Origin of the sequence: Streptomyces spororaveus (assembly GCF_016755875.1) — a bacterium.
GTDB lineage: Bacteria > Actinomycetota > Actinomycetes > Streptomycetales > Streptomycetaceae > Streptomyces > Streptomyces spororaveus.
Window position 1 is genome coordinate 2,054,596 of sequence record NZ_BNED01000005.1, and the last position, 16,785, is coordinate 2,071,380.

Sequence of the window (16,785 nt, forward strand, 5' to 3'; positions counted from 1 at the left end):
CCCTCGGCAGCGGCCAGGGAGGGGTTGCGCGATGTGCGCGATGACGTACGCGCACCGCATGCGCGCCCACACCCCCCACGAGCCGTACCCGACCTCGTTCCGCAAACGAAGACGTGCGTCATGAGATGACGCCGTCACGAGAGGAAGTCCTCCCGTGCCTGCCACCGCCAGCACCCGTCAGACGCGTGCCACCCGTACGACCCTCCGCCGCGGCATCGTCGCCGCCGCCGCCCTGCCGCTCCTGATCGGTGCACTCGCCTCCTGCGGTTACGGCTCCGAGGCCAAGAAGGACGAGCCCAAGGCCGCGGACGCCGCCGCCACGAACGGCGCGAAGCTCTCCGCCTCCGAGGTACGGATCGGCTACTTCCCGAACCTGACGCACGCCACCGCTCTGGTAGGCCTCCAGGAAGGCCTGATCGAGAAGGAACTGAACGGCACCAAGATCAAGCCGCAGTCCTTCAACGCCGGCCCGTCCGAGATCGAAGCCCTCAACGGCGGATCCCTCGACATCGGCTTCATCGGCCCCTCCCCGTCGATCAACGGCTACGTGAAGTCCAAGGGCTCCAACCTGCGGATCATCTCCGGATCCGCCTCCGGCGGCGTGAAGCTCGTCGTGAACCCGGACAAGATCAAGACCCTGGACGACCTCAAGGGCAAGAAGATCGCCACCCCGCAGAAGGGGAACACGCAGGACGTCGCGTTCCTCAACTGGATCTCCGAGAAGGGCTGGAAGGTCGACCCGGAGTCCGGCAAGGGCGACGTCTCCGTCGTCCGCACGGACAACAAGGTCACCCCGGACGCCTTCAAGCAGGGCTCGATCGACGGCGCCTGGGTGCCCGAGCCCACGGCCTCCAAGCTCGTCTCCGACGGCGGCTCCGTCCTCCTCGACGAGACCGCCCTGTGGCCCGACAAGAAGTTCGTGATCACGAACATCATCGTGTCCCAGAAGTTCCTCAAGGAGCACCCGGACGTCGTCGAAGCCGTACTGCGCGGCACCGTGAAGACCAACGACTGGATCCACGCCAACCAGGACAAGGCGAAGGCCTCCGCCAACGCCAAGCTGCAGGCGGACAGCGGCAAGGCCCTCGACGCCAAGATCATCGACCCGGCATGGCCCGGCATCGCCATCACCGACGACCCGCTGGCCTCCACGCTCAAGACGCAGTCGGAGTGGGCGGTCAAGGCCAAGCTCATCGAAGAGCCCGACCTGGCCGGCATCTACGACCTCACGCTCCTGAACAAGGTACTGAAGGCCGCCGGCAAGCCCGAGGTCTCCGACGCCGGCCTCGGCGCCAAGTAACCCCGCAATCCAGCAATCCCAGGAGGTGACGACCATGGCCACCACGCTTGCCAAGGCTGCCGAGGGCTCCGTCGCGGAGCGCACCCACGCCGCCCGCATCGAACACGTCTCGAAGTCCTTCTCCGGCCCGGCCGGATCGCAGCTCGTCCTGGACGACATCAGCCTCGATGTCGCTCCCGGCGAGTTCGTCACCATCCTGGGTGCCTCGGGGTGCGGGAAGTCCACGCTGCTGAACCTGGTGGCGGGTCTGGACAAGCCGTCCGCGGGGGCCATCGAGACCCCCGGCGGCCGTCCGGCGCTGATGTTCCAGGAGCACGCCCTCTTCCCGTGGCTGACCGCGGGCAAGAACATCGAGCTCGCCCTGCGCCTGCGCGGGGTGGCCAAGGCCGACCGCAAGCCGGAGGCCGAGCGCCTGCTGGAGCTGGTCCGCCTCGGCGGCTCGTACGGCAAGCGCGTGCACGAGCTGTCGGGCGGCATGCGCCAGCGCGTGGCCCTGGCCCGGGCGCTCGCCCAGGACAGCCAGCTGCTGCTGATGGACGAGCCCTTCGCGGCGCTCGACGCCATCACGCGCGACGTGCTGCACGGCGAGCTCACCCGTATCTGGGCGGAGACGAACCTCTCGGTCCTCTTCGTCACCCACAACGTGCGCGAGGCCGTCCGCCTCGCCCAGCGCGTGGTCCTGCTCTCCTCCCGGCCCGGCCGGGTCGCGAAGGAATGGACCGTGGACATCCCGCAGCCGCGCCGCATCGAGGACGCGGACGTCGCGGAACTGTCCCTGGAGATCACTGAACACCTGCGTGGGGAGATCCGCCGCCATGGCCAGCACTGACATCACTACGAAGGCCACGGGCAAGAGCGACGACCTGGCCGGCCTGGAGGCGGGCCTCGACGCCCTCGACGCGGTCCAGACCCACCGCACCCCGGTCCGCGAGATCCTCGTCAAGAAGGTCTTCCCGCCGGTCCTGGCCGTCGGCCTGGTACTCGTGGTCTGGCAGGTCCTCGTCGCGACGCACGTCACCGAGCCGACGAAGCTGCCCCCGCTGTCCGCGGTGTGGGACAGCCTGTCCGACATGTGGCTCAAGGGCACGCTGCTGGAGGTCGTCTGGACCTCCGTCTCCCGCGGCCTGCTCGGCTTCCTCCTCGCCCTGGCCATCGGTACGCCGCTCGGCCTGCTCGTCGCCCGGGTGAAGTTCGTCCGCGCCGCGATCGGCCCGATCCTGCAGGGCCTGCAGTCACTGCCGTCGGTGGCCTGGGTGCCGCCGGCCGTCCTGTGGTTCGGCCTGAACGACGCCATGATGTTCACGGTGATCCTGCTGGGCGCCGTCCCGTCCATCGCCAACGGCCTGGTCTCCGGCATCGACCAGATCCCGCCGCTCTACCTGCGGGCCGGCCGCACCCTGGGCGCCACCGGACTGGCGGGGGCCCGGCACATCGTCATGCCGGCCGCGCTGCCCGGCTACCTGGCCGGCCTGAAGCAGGGCTGGGCCTTCTCCTGGCGCTCGCTGATGGCCGCCGAGATCATCGCCTCCTCCCCCGACCTGGGCCTGGGCCTGGGCCAGTTGCTGGAGAACGGCCGCAACAACATCGACCTGCCCGGTGTGTTCCTCGCGATCATCCTGATCCTGGTGGTCGGCATCGCCATCGACCTGCTGATCTTCAGCCCGGTCGAGCGGTGGGTGCTGCGCAGCCGCGGCCTGCTGGCGAAGAGCTGATCGCCGTGTCCCGCGCCCTCCTGGTCATCGCCCACGGCAGCCGCGACCCGCGGCACGCCACGACCGTGCACGCCCTCACCGGGCGGGTGCGGGCGCTGCGGCCGGGGCTGCGCGTGGAGACGGCCTTCCTGGACTTCAACACCCCGTCGGTGGGGCAGGCCCTGTCCTCGCTCTACCTGTCCGGTGTGCGGGAGGTCGTGGCGCTCCCGCTGCTGCTGACCCGCGCCTTCCACGCGAAGTCCGACATCCCGGCGGCGCTCGCCGAGTCGACCTCGCGGCTGCCGGGGCTGTCGGTACGGGTGGCGGACGTCCTCGGGCCGTCCCCGCTCCTGCTGACCGCCCTCGAACGCCGGCTCTCCGAAGCCGGCCTCACCCCGGCGGACCGCGCCACCACCGCGGTGGTGCTCGCGTCCGCCGGATCCACGGACCCGGAGGCGATCGCAGTGATCGCTGAAACCGCGCGGGAGTGGCGGCGCACCGGTTGGTGTGCCGTGCGGCCTGCGTTCGCCTCCGCCGCACTGCCCCGTACGGAGGACGCCGTACGGGCCCTGCGGGCCGAGGGCTTCGCAAGGGTGGCGGTGGCCCCGTACGTCATCGCCCCCGGCCGCCTCCCGGACCGCATCGCGGCGGGCGCGCAGGCCGCGGGCGCGGACGTCGTCGCGGAGGTCCTGGGCGCCGCGCCGGAACTGGCCCGGCTGCTGCTGCGCCGCTTCGACGCGGCCGCGACGGCGCCGGCCCGACGGCCGGCCCTGACGGCCTGAGGCCGACGGGGCCCGGCCCTCAGGCGGCGGCCGCCTTGCGGCGGCGGGCCGACAGGGTACGGGCGTACAGCAGGTGGACGATCGCCTCGGCCGTGAGCAGCAGGACCGCCAGCCAGGGGGCGAGGGCGTCCGAGGCCACCGCCACCAGGACCGGGATCGCGATGCCCGGCACGGCCCAGACCGCCACGGACGAGGGGCTCCGGCCGAAGCGCAGGGCGATGACGGCGTGGGCCGCGTGGTAGAGGGCCAGGCCGCCGGCCAGGGCCCACACCGCGCCCTCGGCGAGATGCGCGTGGCCGGACTCCTCGACCGCGGTGGCCAGTCCGGCCGCCATGCACAGGATCGCGGCGGTCACGAAGTAGTGCAGGAAACCGGCGACGTCGCGTGCCAGCAGGTACGCCCGCGCGGCTCCGGCCGAGCCGAGCATGAGCTCCGCCGTCGTCGAGCCGAAGTCGAAGTACGACCACCACAGCGCGGCCAGCAGGGCGAACCCGAGGACCGCCACCACCGCCGCCCGGGCGGTCCACGCGTCGTCCATCGAGGTCACCAGGCCCAGCACGGACTCCCCGAGCACGATGATGACGAACAGTCCGACCCGCTCGACCAGGTGCCCGGTGTCGAGCCGCCCGGGGACACCGCGGCCCCGGGCGGTGAGCAGCAGGACCATCTCGGCGGCGATCAGGACCGCCCACACGGCGTACTGCCAGGGCGGGGGGACGGCCGCGGAGGCCGCCCACAGGAGCCCGGACAGCAGGCAGTAGCTGAGCGGCCGCCAGCGGGGGACCCGGTTCGGCGCGGGGAAGCGCGTGGCGGGCCACCACAGTCCGAGGAGGACGAGGCGGGTTCCCGCGTACCCGAGGGCGTACACGGCGCCGCGGGTGGTGTCGGCCTCGGGGACCGCCGCGGCCATGGCGGCCAGGCAGAGCATGGCGAAGAGCATCAGCAGCCGGCGGCGGGCGCCGTCGTCCTCGAAGAGGTTCGCCGAGACCGTCAGGTTGATCCACATCCACCACGGCGGGAAGAAGAGCGCGAAGAAGACGGCGAAGTCCCGCAGTCCCGGGTCGCCGTGCAGCTCGTGCGAGAGCTGGGCGGCGAAGGCCACGAAGACGAGGTCGAAGAAGAGCTCCAGCCAGCCGGCGTGGCGGCTCTCCCGCCCGTGCGGCGCCGCCGCGTCCAACGCGCTCACCGGGGGCGTCCGTCCCTGGTCAGGGCAGGGTCCAGATCTGGGTGGTCACCAGGTAGAAGACCAGCACCCAGAAGGCGAGCAGGGCGGCGACGATGCCGATGCCGATGAGGTTGGTCCTGGTGGCCGGTTCGTCCGGATTCGGCCGCAACCATCTTCTGAGCAGCGGGTTCACGTAGTAGGGCATGGTCACGAAGCTCATGACGAAGCTCGACAGCAGGTTGCCGACAAGCAGTCCGAGCCACAGGGGCATCCCCAGCGGGGAGGTGGCGAGCGCCAGCAGGACGACGGTCGGGTAGAGGCCGACCCAGACCGCGACGGCGGTCTTGGTGACCGAGGGCGGGGGTCCTTCCCGGCCGTTCTCCTCGAAGGCGAACCAGCTGCCGAAGGAGTTGTCGACGGTGCGCAGGTCGAAGTCGAAGTCCTTCCCCTCGGCGAGGACCTTGCGCCTGCGGTCCGACGTCAGCCAGGCGTCGAGGTGCTCGGCGTTGTCGAAGCGGTACAGCGTGGTCCACTCGTCCTGGAGGCCGTCGACGGGCGGGAAGAACTCGCTGCCGCGGAAGCCCTCGAACCGGCTCTCCTCCTCGGACATACGGCGCTGCCACGCGAGGAAGTCCTCGACGTGCTCCGGGCGCACGCGGTGGGTGATGACGACGGTCACCGAGGCATCGTGCGACGGGGTGTGGCCGCTGACCACCTGCTGGGTGCCGGGTCCGTCGAGGTAGCGGTCGCCGACTTCCAGGAGCTGCTGCCGGGTGGAGCTGTTGATCCACGCCTGCAGGTGGGGTACCGAGTCGAAGCGGTAGACGATGATCCACTCGGGCTGGAGGGAGGTGGGCGGGGCGACCTCGACGCCGAGGTATCCGGCGTAGGCGGAGGCGGCGGCGTTGACGCCCTGCTGCCACTCCTCGTACTCCCGCTCCCGGCCGGGCAGCACCTTCTGCGCGATGATCGCCGTGGCCTCGGCGTCCGCTGTGTGGCCGTTCTCGGTGTTCATGTGCTCAGGCCTTCGAGAGCGGCTGCTTCTCGCCGAGCCGGCTGTAGATCCGGTCGGGTGTCAGCGGCAGCGTCCGGTAGCGGATTCCCGTGGCGTCCTGGAGGGCGTTGGCGAGGGCGGGGGCCACCGGGTTGATGCTGCATTCGGCCATCCCCTTCGAGCGCATCGGCCCGACGGAGTCCGCCGAGTCCACCAGGAGGACCTCGGTGCGCGGGACGTCGGCGTAGGTGGGGATGCGGTAGTTGCGGAGGTTCGGGTTGGCCATGACCCCGTTCGCGTCGATGCGGAAGTCCTCGGTCAGCACGAAGCCGATGCCCTGGGCGACGGCGCCCTCCACCTGTCCCCGCACCTGGGCGGGGTTGATGAGGACGCCGGCGTCGACGGCCTGGACGCTGTGCAGGACACGGATCTCGCCGGTCACCCGGTGGACCGCGATCCGGAATCCGTGCGCGTTGGAGACGGCGCTGCGCGGCGATCCGTAGGCCTTGCGGGCGGCGGTGAAGCGGATGCCGCGCGCCCGTGCGGACGCGACGAGTTCGGCGAGCGAGACGCGGTGGTCCCCGCAGACGACGCCGTCGTCGTCCATCGAGCACATCACGGGGTGGATGCCCGTCCGGGCGGCGGCGAACTCCACGATGCGGTCGCGCACCGCGCCGGCCGCTCGCAGGACCGCGTTGCCGGACACGAAGAGGCCGGCGCTCGCGAAGGCCCCGGTGTCGAATCCCGTGCGGTCGGTGTCGGACTGCACCAGACGGATCCTCGACGTGGTGGTGCCCAACTGCTGGGCCGCGATCTGGACGTGGGCGGTCGAGGTGCCCTCGCCGAACTCGACCGTGCCCACGGCGACCTCGTACATGAGGTCGTCGCCCAGCGTCACCCAGGCCTCGGAGATGTGTTCGGTCGGGGGCGCGGTCTCGTGCAGGGAGGCGGCGACGCCGGCCCCGACCAGCCAGTCCGGGCCGAGGTGCGGGTCCTGGCCGGCCGTGCGGGCCAGGGCGAGGTCCACGAGGTCGAGGCACTTCGCGAGGCCGTCCTCGGTGAACATCACGTCGTCGGGGCCGTCGTGCATGGCCACGAGCGGATCGCCCGGCCGCACCATGTTGCGGCGGCGCAGCTCGAACGGATCCATGTGCAGGGCGAGGGCCAGTTCGTGCATGGCCGATTCCACGGCGAAGGCCGGCTGCGTCATCCCGTACCCGCGCAGCGCCCCGCTCGGAACGGTGTTGGTGTAGACGGAGTACGCGTCGTACTTCTTGTTGGGGCAGCGGTAGATCATGACGGCCGCGCCGCCCGCGAACAGGGTTTCGCCGCCGTGGTTCCCGTAGGCGCCCGTGTTGGACACGTTGCGGACCTGGAACGCCGTGAGCGTGCCGTCCGCCTTGGCTCCCAGCTTGACGGTGAGGGTCATCGGATGCCGCGGCGAGGCCGTGGTGAACTCCTCCTCGCGGGTGTACTCGAAGCACACGGGCCGGCCGGTGTCCAGTGCGCCGAGTGCGGCCAGGTCCTCCGAGATGACTTCCTGTTTGCCGCCGAACCCGCCGCCCACGCGCTTGCAGAACACCCGGAGCTGGTCGGGGCGCAGCGCGAACAGGTGGGCGAGCTTGACCTTGGCGATGGAGGGCGACTGCGAGCTGGTGCGGACGTTGAGGCGTCCGTCCTCCATCCAGGCGATGGAGCCGTGGGTCTCCAGATGCGCGTGCTGCACGCGCGGTGTGGAGTACGTGGCTTCGTGGATCACGTCGGCCTCGGCGAACCCGGCGTCGACGTCGCCGATGTGCGAATGGATCTCGAGGAGGATGTTGCGGACGGGGTCGCGGACGAAGGGGTCGTCCGCGCCGTGGATCTGCGGGGCCCCGTCGGCCATGGCCGCTTCGGGGTCGAACACTGCGGGCAGCACCTCGTACTCGACGGCGACCTTCCGGCAGCCCTCCTCCGCGGCCCCGGGCGTGTCGGCGAGGACCGCGACGACCCGCTGGCCCGCGAAGCGCACCGTGTGGTCGAGGATGTAGGTGTCGTCGGGGTCGACGAGGTGGTCGGTGTGGATCGCCGTGGTGAAGGCCCTGCGCGGCACGTCCTCCCAGGTGTAGACCCGTCGTACGCCGGGAACGGCGAGGGCGGCGCTCTTGTCGATCGAGACGATCCGGGCGTGGGCGTGCGGCGAGTGCAGCACCTTGAGGTGCAGCATGCCCTCCATCCGGGTGTCCATCGTGAACTCGGCGCGACCGGTCACGACATCGTCGGCCGCGGGTGCGCCGACGCTCGTTCCGACCGCTCTCCCCGGCTCCGCGCTCTCCACGCCGACGACGCCCCGCACGGCGTCCTCGATCCCCCGGTAGCCGGTGCAGCGGCAGAGGTTGCCCTTCAGCGCCCGGGGCAGGTCGGCCTTCTGGGCCTCGGTGAAGGTCGCCGAGGTCATGATCATTCCTGCGGTGCAGAAGCCGCACTGGAATCCCGGGGCGTCGCGGAACTGCCGCTGCATGGGGTGCAGGCCGCCGGGCGAGCCCAGCCCCTCGATGGTGGTCACCTCGTGGCCGTCCGCGCGGAAGGCGGGGGTGATGCAGCTGTGCACGGGGCTGCCGTCCAGCCATACCGTGCAGGCACCGCAGTCTCCGGCGTCGCAGCCCTTCTTGACGCCGTGGTGGCCGAGCGAGCGGAGGAAGGTGCGCAGGCACTGGCCGGGGGCCGGCTCCTCGTCGAAGGTGCTGCCGTTCACCCGGTACGTCATGGCGTGCCCCCTGCGGAGAGTTCACGGCGGATCTCCTCGGCGTAGTGCTTCGTGAGATGGCGCCGGTGGGCGGGAGTTCCGTTGGGATCGTCGAACCAGACGTCGGTGGGGATGACGTCGATGCTCTGCTGGAGGGTCGGGGCGTCGGGCAGGGTGTCGAACACCATGCGCACGGGACGGGTGGTTCCGGCGGTGACGGTGAGCATCAGGTCGCTGCGCCCGGGCGTGCGCGTGCCGATGAGGAACACCGTCGAGCGGCCGAGGCGGGTGAGGGTGAAGCGGCGGTGCGTGGCGTGTTTGCGCAGGGCGTGGGCGGGGATCTCGACGCGCCGCAGGAGCTCCCCGGGTGTGAGGGTGTTCCGGTGGTCGCCGGTCACGAAGTCGAGGGCGTCGACGGTACGCGTCGTCCCGTCGGGGGCCCACAGTTCGTACCGGGCCTCCAGCGCGACCGCCATCGTGATCATGGGGCCGGCCGGCAGCGACATGCAGATGTTGCCGCCGACGGTCGCCGCGTTCCAGACCTTGAACGAGGACAGGAACGCCTCGCAGCTCGTCGCGATGAGCGGGCCCGCGGTCCAGTCGGCGGGGGGCGTGAAGGCGTAGAGGTCACGGATGGTGCAGGTCGCGCCGATCTCCAGGCCCTTGTCGCTCGGCACGAGCGGGGCCCAGCGCAGGGAGGTCAGGTCGACGAGGCGGCGCAGGTCCGGCTGCTCCGCGGAGAACAGCCATGTCCCGCCCGCGAGCCAGGCGTCGCCCTCGCGCCAGTCCGCGCCCGGCCGGTCCGGCGGGCGCCGGACGACTTCGGTGATCGTGTTGAGGTCCACGGGATCGATCTCCCTCACGACGGCGGTCGTGTCACGGACCGCCCGCCGGCGACGCGCGCGGGAGCCCGGGGGCGAAACCCGGGTCCGGGCCCGGGTCCGGGTCCGGGTCGGATACGGCCGCTGCGGTCGAGGCACTTCGACGAGGACCGGCGGACGGAGAGACTCCCCTTCAGCGTATCCCCGACCACGCCCGCCCCGCCCGCCGTGGGCGGTGAACGGCGGGGCGCTCCGGCAGCGGGCATCACGGGGCACCGCGGGGCGCGGCGCGCTCGGCGGGGGCGGCCGTCAGAGGCGTGCCGTCGCCTCGTCGGCGAGGGCCGTCAGGTCCGCGACGGACATCGCGCCGGGCGGCAGGCCTTCCCGGGCGAAGATGTTCGCCGCGTGCCGCAGGACGTCGTTGACCGGTGTCGGCACCCCGTGCAGCCGGCCCAGCAGGGAGATCTCCCCGTTGAGGTAGTCCGCCTCCACCGAGCCCGTGCCCCGCGCCAGGCTCTGCCAGGACGAGCCGCCCCGCACACCCGCCGGCTGGTTCACCTTGCCCTCCCGCGCCAACGCCTGTTCGGCGTCGGAGGCGTACGGGATGGCCGCCGCCCGGAAGGCGGCCTTGCCCTCGCGGACGGCCCGCAGCAGCAGCGCCGCCTTCGCCGGGTCCGGCTCCGGGCCGGTCGTGGCCTGGATCGCGTTGCCCAGGTTCCCCAGCAGCTTGGCGTACTTCCAGCGCATCACGTCACCCACCGCCGGCGCCCCGAAGCCCGCCTTGCCCAGGTCCGCGGCCACGGCCCGGGCCAGGTCGTCGGTGCCGCCCGCCGCCCGTCCCACGTGCAGGACACCGGTCAGCGGCGCGCACAGCGCCGAGACCACGCCCGGCTCCAGGAAGGTCGCGGGCAGCCATACGCACACCCCGTACACGCGCGCGAAGCGCCGTAGGGCCAGCCGCTCGCTCTCCACGCCGTTCTGCGCGCACAGCACCGGCAGCCGCTGCGCGGCCGTACCGCCGCCCGCGACCTCCGCGTCGCCCCACGCGTCGAGCGCGGCGACGGCGTCCTGGGTCTTCACGGTCAGCAACAGCACGTCGTCGGGGCGCAGTTCACCCAGTTCGCCAGGCCCGGTGACGACCGGCAGCCGGTGCACCCGGGTCCCGTCGGCCGTCGTGAGCCGCAGCCCCTCGGCCCGCAGGGCCTGCGCGTGCGCGCCGCGGGCGACGAGTACGACCTCGCCGCCCGCCTCCGCGAGCCGTCCGCCGATGGTGGCGCCGACCGCGCCCGCGCCGATGATGATGTAACGCATGCCACGAGCCTGGCACATCCGGGCCCCCGTGTTACCGCCGGGGCATGAGGAACCGCCGCGGCGGCACTCAGGGCAGGCCCCGCGGCGCACGGCCCGGCACGAGGAGGCCGGCCCCGGGCCGGGCGGCCCGCCCCGGGTCAGGCCGCGGTCAGCTCCACGAGCTTGGCCACGGTGTTCCAGTTGCGGGTGGTCACGTCGATGCCCTTGACGACGGCGGGCCTGGCGAGGGCCTCGGCGAGCTTGGAGCGGCCCAGGCCCTCGGGGACGTGGAGGTACAGGACGCGCTCGCCGATCCGGTACTCCTCGGGGAGGTACGCCGCCCCGTCGAGCGCGGCGAAGCGCTCCGGGCCGGGCTGTTCGGAGCAGAAGGTGACGTGCAGCTGCTTTCCCTCCAGCTCCGCAGCCGGGAAGGGACAGGCCTCGGCCACGGCGCGCAGGTACGCGCCGTCCAGCGCCAGGCATGCCACGCGGAAACCGAAGTGGGCCTCGATCGCCGCCTCCAGCTCCCGGGCGAGGACCGCCGGGTCCTGCTGAGCGCTGGTGAAGACGGCGTTGCCGCTCTGCAGGTACGTCTGCACATCTCCGTGGCCGAGTCCTTCCAGCAGCGAACGCAGCTCCGCCATCGGGACCTTCTTGTTCCCGCCGACATTGATCCCGCGCAGCAGGGCCGCGTACTTCCTGGTCGGCATCGCCTTCTTCGTCATGGGCGCACCCTAGAGCCCGCCTACGACAATTCGGCCTCGATGAGGTCGGCCGCCCGACGGGTGCCGCCCTCGGTCGCCATCTGCGCGCGGACGGCCTGGGCGCGGGCGGCGACCTCGGGGTCGGCGACCAGTCGGAGGACCGCCTCGCGCAGGGTCGCGGCGTCGGCCTCCGCCATCGGGACGTGCCGGGCCACGCCGAGCGAGACGAGCATGTCGGCGTTGCCGAACTGGTCGACGGCCTGCGGGACGGCGACCATCGGGGTGGCGGTGGCGAGTCCCTCCTGGCTGCCTCCGGCGCCCGCGTGGGTGATGAACGCGTCGGCCCGGCGCAGGATGTCCAGCTGGGGAACCCAGCGGTGGACCTCCACGTTGGCGGGGACCGGGCCCAGGTCGGCCTCGTCGGTGAACGCGCCGATCTGCAGGACGAGGTACCAGTCGGGCAGGTCCGCGAAGGCCTCGATGCAGGCGCGGTAGAAGGCCGGCTGCTTGGTGAAGGCGGAGCCGAGCGAGACGAGCACGATCTTCCTGCCCTCGGCGGCCGGGGGCACGGGCCAGGTGCCCTGGGTCGCGCTGCGGTCGCCCTGGCAGGCGCCGACGAAGGTGTGGACGGACGTGTCGACGCGGTCGGCGTGCGGCTGGAGCACCTTCGGGATCAGCACGAGCCCGCGGCGCGGGCGGCCCTGGAAGCGGTCGACCTGGTCGCCGAGGCCGTTCTCGGTCAGCCAGGCCGCGAAGGCCGCGTAGTACGCCCGGCCGCGCTCGGAGGCCTTCAGCTCGGCGAACATCGGCTCGGCCACCTCCTGCTCGTATCCCTCCCAGGCGACCAGGTTCGGGGAGAGGGACACGGCGGGGACGCCCCAGCGGTGGGCGAGCACGGGCGCCGGGTAGGAGGTGATGTCGTGCAGGACGAGGTCCGGCTCGTCGCCCTCGAAGGCGGCGGCGAGCTGCGGAAGCGCCTGGACCGCGTCGTTCAGGAACGGCTCCAGGTTCTCGATGAGCTCGGTGCCCCAGGCCTCCGGCTCGTCGTCGGTGGGGAGGGTGGAGGTGTAGATCACGGGCGTGGCGCCGGTCTCGGCGACCTTCTCGGCGAAGGAGGCGGGGATGGCGTAGCTGACGCGGTGGCCCCGGGCCACGAGTTCGCGGATCACCTCGATGCTCGGGTTCACGTGCCCGTGGGCGGCGATGGAGAACATGGCGATGTGGGCGGGCTTCGCTGCGGTCATGATCGAACCGTAAACGAGACGATACGTCTCGTGCAACTTCTTTCGGGCGGCCTCAGGGCGGATCCGGCGGACCCGACGCGCCGTTCGGACGCGATGGGCCGAACGGGTTGTCCGCGCCCGTCATGCGGTCGACGTCGACGTCGAGGGAGTTGAGCCAGGCGAGCGCGGCGAAGAACCGCGGCGAGGAGACCCCCGGCGGACCGTCCGTGGCGGGCCCGCCGGGCACGGGCGGTCCGTTCCGCGGATCCGCGGCCTCCCCCGCCCCCGCGCCCGCCCACTCGGCGGCCTTCCGCATCCGGGTGGCCACCCCGGCCGCCCGGTGGTCCAGCCGGACACCGTTCGCCGGCCCGACGGCCGGGCCGCCGCGGACGAACAGCCGCCGCGAGCCCCACAGCACGTGGTGGCCCGACATCATGGCCGCCTGCCAGTCCGTGGCCGGGTCCTCGGTCGTCGTCCGCGGCTCGCTCTGATGCTGGGCGAACGCGGACTCCGCCATGGTCAGCGCGTGCTGGAGCGGCCGGTCGTCGGGGACGTGCCCCGGCCCTCCCTCCACCACGGCGGCCGTGGCGCGCTCGACCGTCTCGGCCTCCGTCGTCAGCAGCAGGGCGACCGCCCGGTGCAGCTCCCGCTGCGCCCCCCGCGGCCAGGCGAGCACGCCGAACACCACACCGATCAGGCTGCCGATGATCACGTCCAGGATCCTGACCTCGGCCAGCTGCCAGGTCACGGGCGCCAGCTGGGCGAAGACGAAGGCCACCGTGAGGGTGAACAGCCCCTGGGCCCAGCCCACGCCCCGGACCGGCCCCACCCGGAACGCGGTGAACATCACGAACGGCAGGGCGATCGCGTAGACGGTGGTGTGGCCGGCGATCAGGGCCAGCAGCAGGCCCGTGACCAGGGCGCCGAGCATGGTGCCGGTGATCGCCACGCGTACGGTCGCCCGGGTCTGGGCGGCGGTGGTCCGGGTGAGGCTGAGGACGGCCAGCATCGCCCAGAAGCCGTGGGGCAAGGAGTCCACGCCCGCGACCGTACGGGCGGCGGCCAGCGCGAGGCTGATCCGGACGGCGTTCTGGAAGTACACGGAGCGCGGCCCGGCGTGGCCCGCCAGCCGGTGCCACCACAGGCGCGGCGCACGCTTGCCCGCGTACCAGAACCGGCCCGAGTCGACGTCCTCGGGCACCCGCGCGTGTCGGCCCCGTACGGCCAGCTCGGCGGCCGTCGCCAGGGCCACGGCCGCGTCCGTCACCTCCAGCACCGCCGCCCGCCGACGGCCCCGCGGGGCCGTCGTGGGTGCCTCCCGCGCCGCCGAGGCGGCGGCCTGCTCCCGTACGCGCCGCAGGACGTCGGCCGCCTCGGTCGTGTCGGCCGTGCCGTCCAGCAGGTCGGCGGTCTCGGTGACGGCCCGGCCGACCGCGGTCAGCACCTCGGCCTCCTGCTCCATCGGCACCGGGCCCGGGGGCGGGGGTGGCGGGGGCAGGTTCACCAGGCGGGCCAGGAGGGTGCGGGCGGCCAGGCCCACGTGGGACAGGGCGCGGTCCCGCAGGCCGGGCCCGGCGGGACGGTCGGCCTCGTCGACCCGGAAGGGCCGGAGCGACCCGCCGGCCTCCTTGGCCGTCTCCGCGGCGGCGGCGGACAGCGTGTACGGGGCGCGGCCCAGCTCGGCGACGCAGCGGGCGGCGGTGTCGGCCGCCTCGGCCGCCATCCGACGGTAGGTGGGCCCGCGCTTCTCCGGCAGGAGGAACACTTCGGCGAGGATGAGCAGCAGCAGGCCGAAGGTCGCCCCCGCGAGCCGTTCGAGGAGGGTGTCCGGCGCGTACGGCGGGAAGCACGGCAGGATGTAGAGCAGCTGCAGCCCCGGGGCCGCGCCCGCCGCGCGGGGCCCGGCCGCCGCCACGAAGGCCAGGAAGAAGCCGATCAGGAGCATGCCGGCCACGGCGCTCCAGGTCCGGATCGCCAGGTAGGTGCCGATCGTCAGCAGCAGCCAGGCCGTGGGGGTGGCCCTGGCCATGACCGCCGCCCGCTGGCGTCCGGTACCGGGGATGTGCGAGAGGGCGGCCATCGACACGGCGGCGAACAGCGCGTACGTCGCCGCCGCCGGCCGGTCCAGCGCGTAGAGGCAGACGAAGAACGAGGTGCACGCGGAGAGGGTGGTGCGCAGGGCGCGCCGCGTCACGACCGAGGGGCCCCGGTCGGCGCGTCCGGCATGTTCGGCGCACATGACTCCAGGATCGGGCCACCTGCCGGAAGCCACCACATACTGACGGGCGACAGTGGTTCCGCGGTGAGGGGCGAGAGCAGCGGTATGGACGAGGCACGGGCGAGGGACGTACTGGCGGCAGCGGGCCTGACCGGGGGCGCGCCCGGGGCGGCGGAGCTCCTCGCGCTCGGCGAGAACGCGGTCTTCGCCGTCGGCGAGCTGGTGGTGAAGGTGGGCCGGGAGGCGGGCCTGCTAGAGCGGGCCGAACGGGAGCTCGCGGTGGCCGGCTGGTTCGCCGCGTCCGGGATCCCGGCGGTCCGCGCGGCCGAGCCGAAACCGCGGCTGGTGGACGGGCACCCGCTGACGCTGTGGCACCGGCTCCCGGACGCGGTGCGCCCCGCGGGGCCCGGAGACCTGGCGGTGCTGCTGCGCCTGGTGCACGCCCTGCCCGAGCCGGCGTTCGCGCTGCCCGCGCGGGACCTGCTGGGCGGGGTCGAGCGCTGGCTGCGGCTGGCGGGGGACTGCGTCGACCCGGCCGACGCGGCCTATCTGCGGGACCGCCGGGACGGCTACGCCGGTGAGCTGGCGGCCCTGACCCCGAGGCTGTCGCCGGGCCCGGTCCACGGCGACGCGCTGCCCCGCAACGTCCATGTGGGCCCCGACGGCCCGACCCTGGTCGACCTGGAGACCGTCTCGGCCGATCTGCGCGAGCACGACCTGGTGGTGATGGCGCTCTCCCGCGACCGGTACGGCCTGCCCGCCGAGGAGTACGAGGCCTTCGTGGCGGCGTACGGGTGGGACGTCCGCGACTGGGAGGGCTGCGCGGTCCTGCGCGGCGCCCGGGAAACCGCCAGCTGTGCCTGGGTGGCGCAGCACGCCCCCGTGAACCCGAGGGCACGGGCCGAATTCCGCCGCCGCGTGGCCTCGCTCAGGACCGGCGACCGCGAAACCCGGTGGCACTCCTTCTAGGCCGTGGCGGTGCGGTGGGTCCCTCCGGTGCCCTGTGGACCGGGCCCCGTCGATCACGGCCGGGCGGTCTTCCACGGCGTCGGGTCACTCCGGGCCGCCTGCGGGCGCCCGCCTCCGGGGAATGAGCGGCCAGGCCGGCTCGACGACTGCCGTCGGATCCGCGGTACGCCGCAGATAGGCCTGCAAGGAGACCGACTGCTCGGCCGCCGCACGCACCTGGAGTTCGTGCAGCTCCGCCAGGGGCATCCGGCCCACGGGCCGGTGCTTCTCCCCCATGCGTCGCACCACGCGGGCGGCGGCCACGGCGTCGGCCCTCGCGTTGTGCGCGTCGTCGAGCGACACCCCGTAATGCGCGCAGAGCGCGTGGAGGGCCCGCTTGCCCTTGCGGTACTTGTCGATGTGCTTGTCGATCACCAGTGGATCGATGACGGGCGAGAGCGCACTGCCCAGCCGGTCGCTGATCGACTCGACCTCGTGCCGCCGGCACTCGCGGTCCAGCAGCGACAGGTCGTAGCGCGCGTTCATCACGACCAGGGGCGTCCCCGAGCGCAGCCCCTCGGTGACGACCTGCGCGATCTCCTCGACGGCCGATGCGGCCGGTACCCCGTGCTCGCGGGCGTGTTCCGTCGAGATGCCGTGGATCGCCGACGCCTGCTCGGGTATGGCCACCCCGGGATCGAGCAGCCAGGTCCGTTCGGCCGCCACGGCCCCGGCCGAGTCCAGGCGGACGACCGCCGCCGTCACGATGCGGTCGGTCTCGACGTCGGTGCCCGTGGTCTCCAGGTCGAAGGCCAGGAGCGGCCCGCTGATCCAGCTCATCGCGCAGCCGCCGTTCCGGCGTGGGCTTCCGGTCGGCGCCGTGCTCCACCGCGGGAGGCCCGGGACGTACCCGGCGTGCGTGAA

Annotated in this window: 14 protein-coding genes; 5 read left to right on the top strand and 9 right to left on the bottom strand. The window is 72.9% G+C overall.

All coding sequences use genetic code 11. The annotated features are described in order from the left end of the window. The first annotated feature begins 154 nt into the window (after nt 1-154). Genes Sspor_RS11925 through Sspor_RS11940 form a run of 4 tightly spaced genes read left to right on the top strand, consistent with a single transcriptional unit; the run spans nt 155 to nt 3,773 of the window. Nucleotides 155-1,300, top strand: coding sequence for an ABC transporter substrate-binding protein (locus tag Sspor_RS11925; protein ID WP_202199101.1), 1,146 nt, complete (start codon nt 155-157; stop codon nt 1,298-1,300). A 34-nt stretch (nt 1,301-1,334) separates the two neighbouring features. Then, nucleotides 1,335-2,129, top strand: a complete 795-nt coding sequence (locus tag Sspor_RS11930; protein ID WP_202199102.1) for an ABC transporter ATP-binding protein — start codon at nt 1,335-1,337, stop codon at nt 2,127-2,129. Further along, nucleotides 2,116-3,012 carry an ABC transporter permease gene (locus Sspor_RS11935; protein ID WP_202199103.1) on the top strand — a complete coding sequence of 299 codons (897 nt, stop codon included), beginning with the start codon at nt 2,116-2,118 and terminating at the stop codon, nt 3,010-3,012. Before Sspor_RS11930 ends, Sspor_RS11935 begins: the two co-directional genes overlap by 14 nt. Then, complete coding sequence (locus tag Sspor_RS11940; protein WP_372499841.1) at nt 3,012-3,773, top strand: sirohydrochlorin chelatase; 762 nt, start codon at nt 3,012-3,014, stop codon at nt 3,771-3,773. Before Sspor_RS11935 ends, Sspor_RS11940 begins: the two co-directional genes overlap by 1 nt. A 19-nt stretch (nt 3,774-3,792) precedes the next feature. Here Sspor_RS11940 and Sspor_RS11945 read toward each other — a convergent pair whose 3' ends face one another. From Sspor_RS11945 to Sspor_RS11980, 8 genes are all read right to left on the bottom strand, one after another. Continuing rightward, the gene (locus Sspor_RS11945) at nt 3,793-4,959 is read right to left on the bottom strand and encodes a low temperature requirement protein A (RefSeq protein WP_202199105.1); all 1,167 of its coding nucleotides are present in this window, start codon (nt 4,957-4,959) and stop codon (nt 3,793-3,795) included. Between the two features lie 19 nt (nt 4,960-4,978). Further along, nucleotides 4,979-5,953, bottom strand: a complete 975-nt coding sequence (locus Sspor_RS11950) for an antibiotic biosynthesis monooxygenase (RefSeq protein ID WP_202199106.1) — start codon at nt 5,951-5,953, stop codon at nt 4,979-4,981. A 4-nt stretch (nt 5,954-5,957) separates the two neighbouring features. Then, complete coding sequence (locus Sspor_RS11955; RefSeq protein ID WP_202199107.1) at nt 5,958-8,678, bottom strand: molybdopterin-dependent oxidoreductase; 2,721 nt, start codon at nt 8,676-8,678, stop codon at nt 5,958-5,960. After that, nucleotides 8,675-9,502, bottom strand: a complete 828-nt coding sequence (locus Sspor_RS11960; RefSeq protein WP_202203617.1) for an FAD binding domain-containing protein — start codon at nt 9,500-9,502, stop codon at nt 8,675-8,677. The genes Sspor_RS11955 and Sspor_RS11960 overlap by 4 nt, the downstream gene beginning before the upstream one ends. Nucleotides 9,503-9,787: 285 nt before the next feature. Beyond that, entirely contained in the window at nt 9,788-10,789 is a 1,002-nt protein-coding gene (locus tag Sspor_RS11965; RefSeq protein WP_202199108.1) for a ketopantoate reductase family protein, read from the bottom strand. 137 nt (nt 10,790-10,926) lie between these two features. Continuing rightward, on the bottom strand, nt 10,927-11,493 hold the full coding sequence (locus tag Sspor_RS11970) for a DUF1697 domain-containing protein (protein ID WP_237403821.1): 567 nt from the start codon (nt 11,491-11,493) through the stop codon (nt 10,927-10,929). 20 nt (nt 11,494-11,513) lie between these two features. Beyond that, the gene (gene mgt / locus Sspor_RS11975) at nt 11,514-12,716 is read right to left on the bottom strand and encodes a macrolide-inactivating glycosyltransferase (protein WP_202199109.1); all 1,203 of its coding nucleotides are present in this window, start codon (nt 12,714-12,716) and stop codon (nt 11,514-11,516) included. A gap of 52 nt (nt 12,717-12,768) precedes the next feature. Next, nucleotides 12,769-14,934 carry an FUSC family protein gene (locus Sspor_RS11980; protein ID WP_202199110.1) on the bottom strand — a complete coding sequence of 722 codons (2,166 nt, stop codon included), beginning with the start codon at nt 14,932-14,934 and terminating at the stop codon, nt 12,769-12,771. 84 nt (nt 14,935-15,018) lie between these two features. Between Sspor_RS11980 and Sspor_RS11985 the strand changes: the two genes are divergently transcribed. Continuing rightward, nucleotides 15,019-15,882, top strand: a complete 864-nt coding sequence (locus Sspor_RS11985) for a phosphotransferase enzyme family protein (protein ID WP_202199111.1) — start codon at nt 15,019-15,021, stop codon at nt 15,880-15,882. Nucleotides 15,883-15,966: 84 nt separating this feature from the next. On the opposite strand, the gene Sspor_RS11990 is transcribed toward Sspor_RS11985, so the two are convergent. Continuing rightward, a complete protein-coding gene (locus Sspor_RS11990) occupies nt 15,967-16,701 on the bottom strand; it encodes a 3'-5' exonuclease (RefSeq protein ID WP_202199112.1) in 735 nt (244 codons plus the stop codon). Between the last annotated feature and the right edge of the window lie 84 nt (nt 16,702-16,785).

What these genes read in the sequence shown, in the direction of transcription:
- mgt (WP_202199109.1), bottom strand. Translation starts at nt 12,716, where the DNA reads ATGACCGCAGCGAAGCCCGCCCACATCGCCATGTTCTCCATCGCCGCC.
- Sspor_RS11965 (WP_202199108.1), bottom strand. Translation starts at nt 10,789, where the DNA reads ATGCGTTACATCATCATCGGCGCGGGCGCGGTCGGCGCCACCATCGGC.
- Sspor_RS11950 (WP_202199106.1), bottom strand. Translation starts at nt 5,953, where the DNA reads ATGAACACCGAGAACGGCCACACAGCGGACGCCGAGGCCACGGCGATC.
- Sspor_RS11955 (WP_202199107.1), bottom strand. Translation starts at nt 8,678, where the DNA reads ATGACGTACCGGGTGAACGGCAGCACCTTCGACGAGGAGCCGGCCCCC.
- Sspor_RS11985 (WP_202199111.1), top strand. Translation starts at nt 15,019, where the DNA reads ATGGACGAGGCACGGGCGAGGGACGTACTGGCGGCAGCGGGCCTGACC.
- Sspor_RS11980 (WP_202199110.1), bottom strand. Translation starts at nt 14,934, where the DNA reads ATGTGCGCCGAACATGCCGGACGCGCCGACCGGGGCCCCTCGGTCGTG.
- Sspor_RS11970 (WP_237403821.1), bottom strand. Translation starts at nt 11,493, where the DNA reads ATGACGAAGAAGGCGATGCCGACCAGGAAGTACGCGGCCCTGCTGCGC.
- Sspor_RS11935 (WP_202199103.1), top strand. Translation starts at nt 2,116, where the DNA reads ATGGCCAGCACTGACATCACTACGAAGGCCACGGGCAAGAGCGACGAC.
- Sspor_RS11930 (WP_202199102.1), top strand. Translation starts at nt 1,335, where the DNA reads ATGGCCACCACGCTTGCCAAGGCTGCCGAGGGCTCCGTCGCGGAGCGC.
- Sspor_RS11990 (WP_202199112.1), bottom strand. Translation starts at nt 16,701, where the DNA reads ATGAGCTGGATCAGCGGGCCGCTCCTGGCCTTCGACCTGGAGACCACG.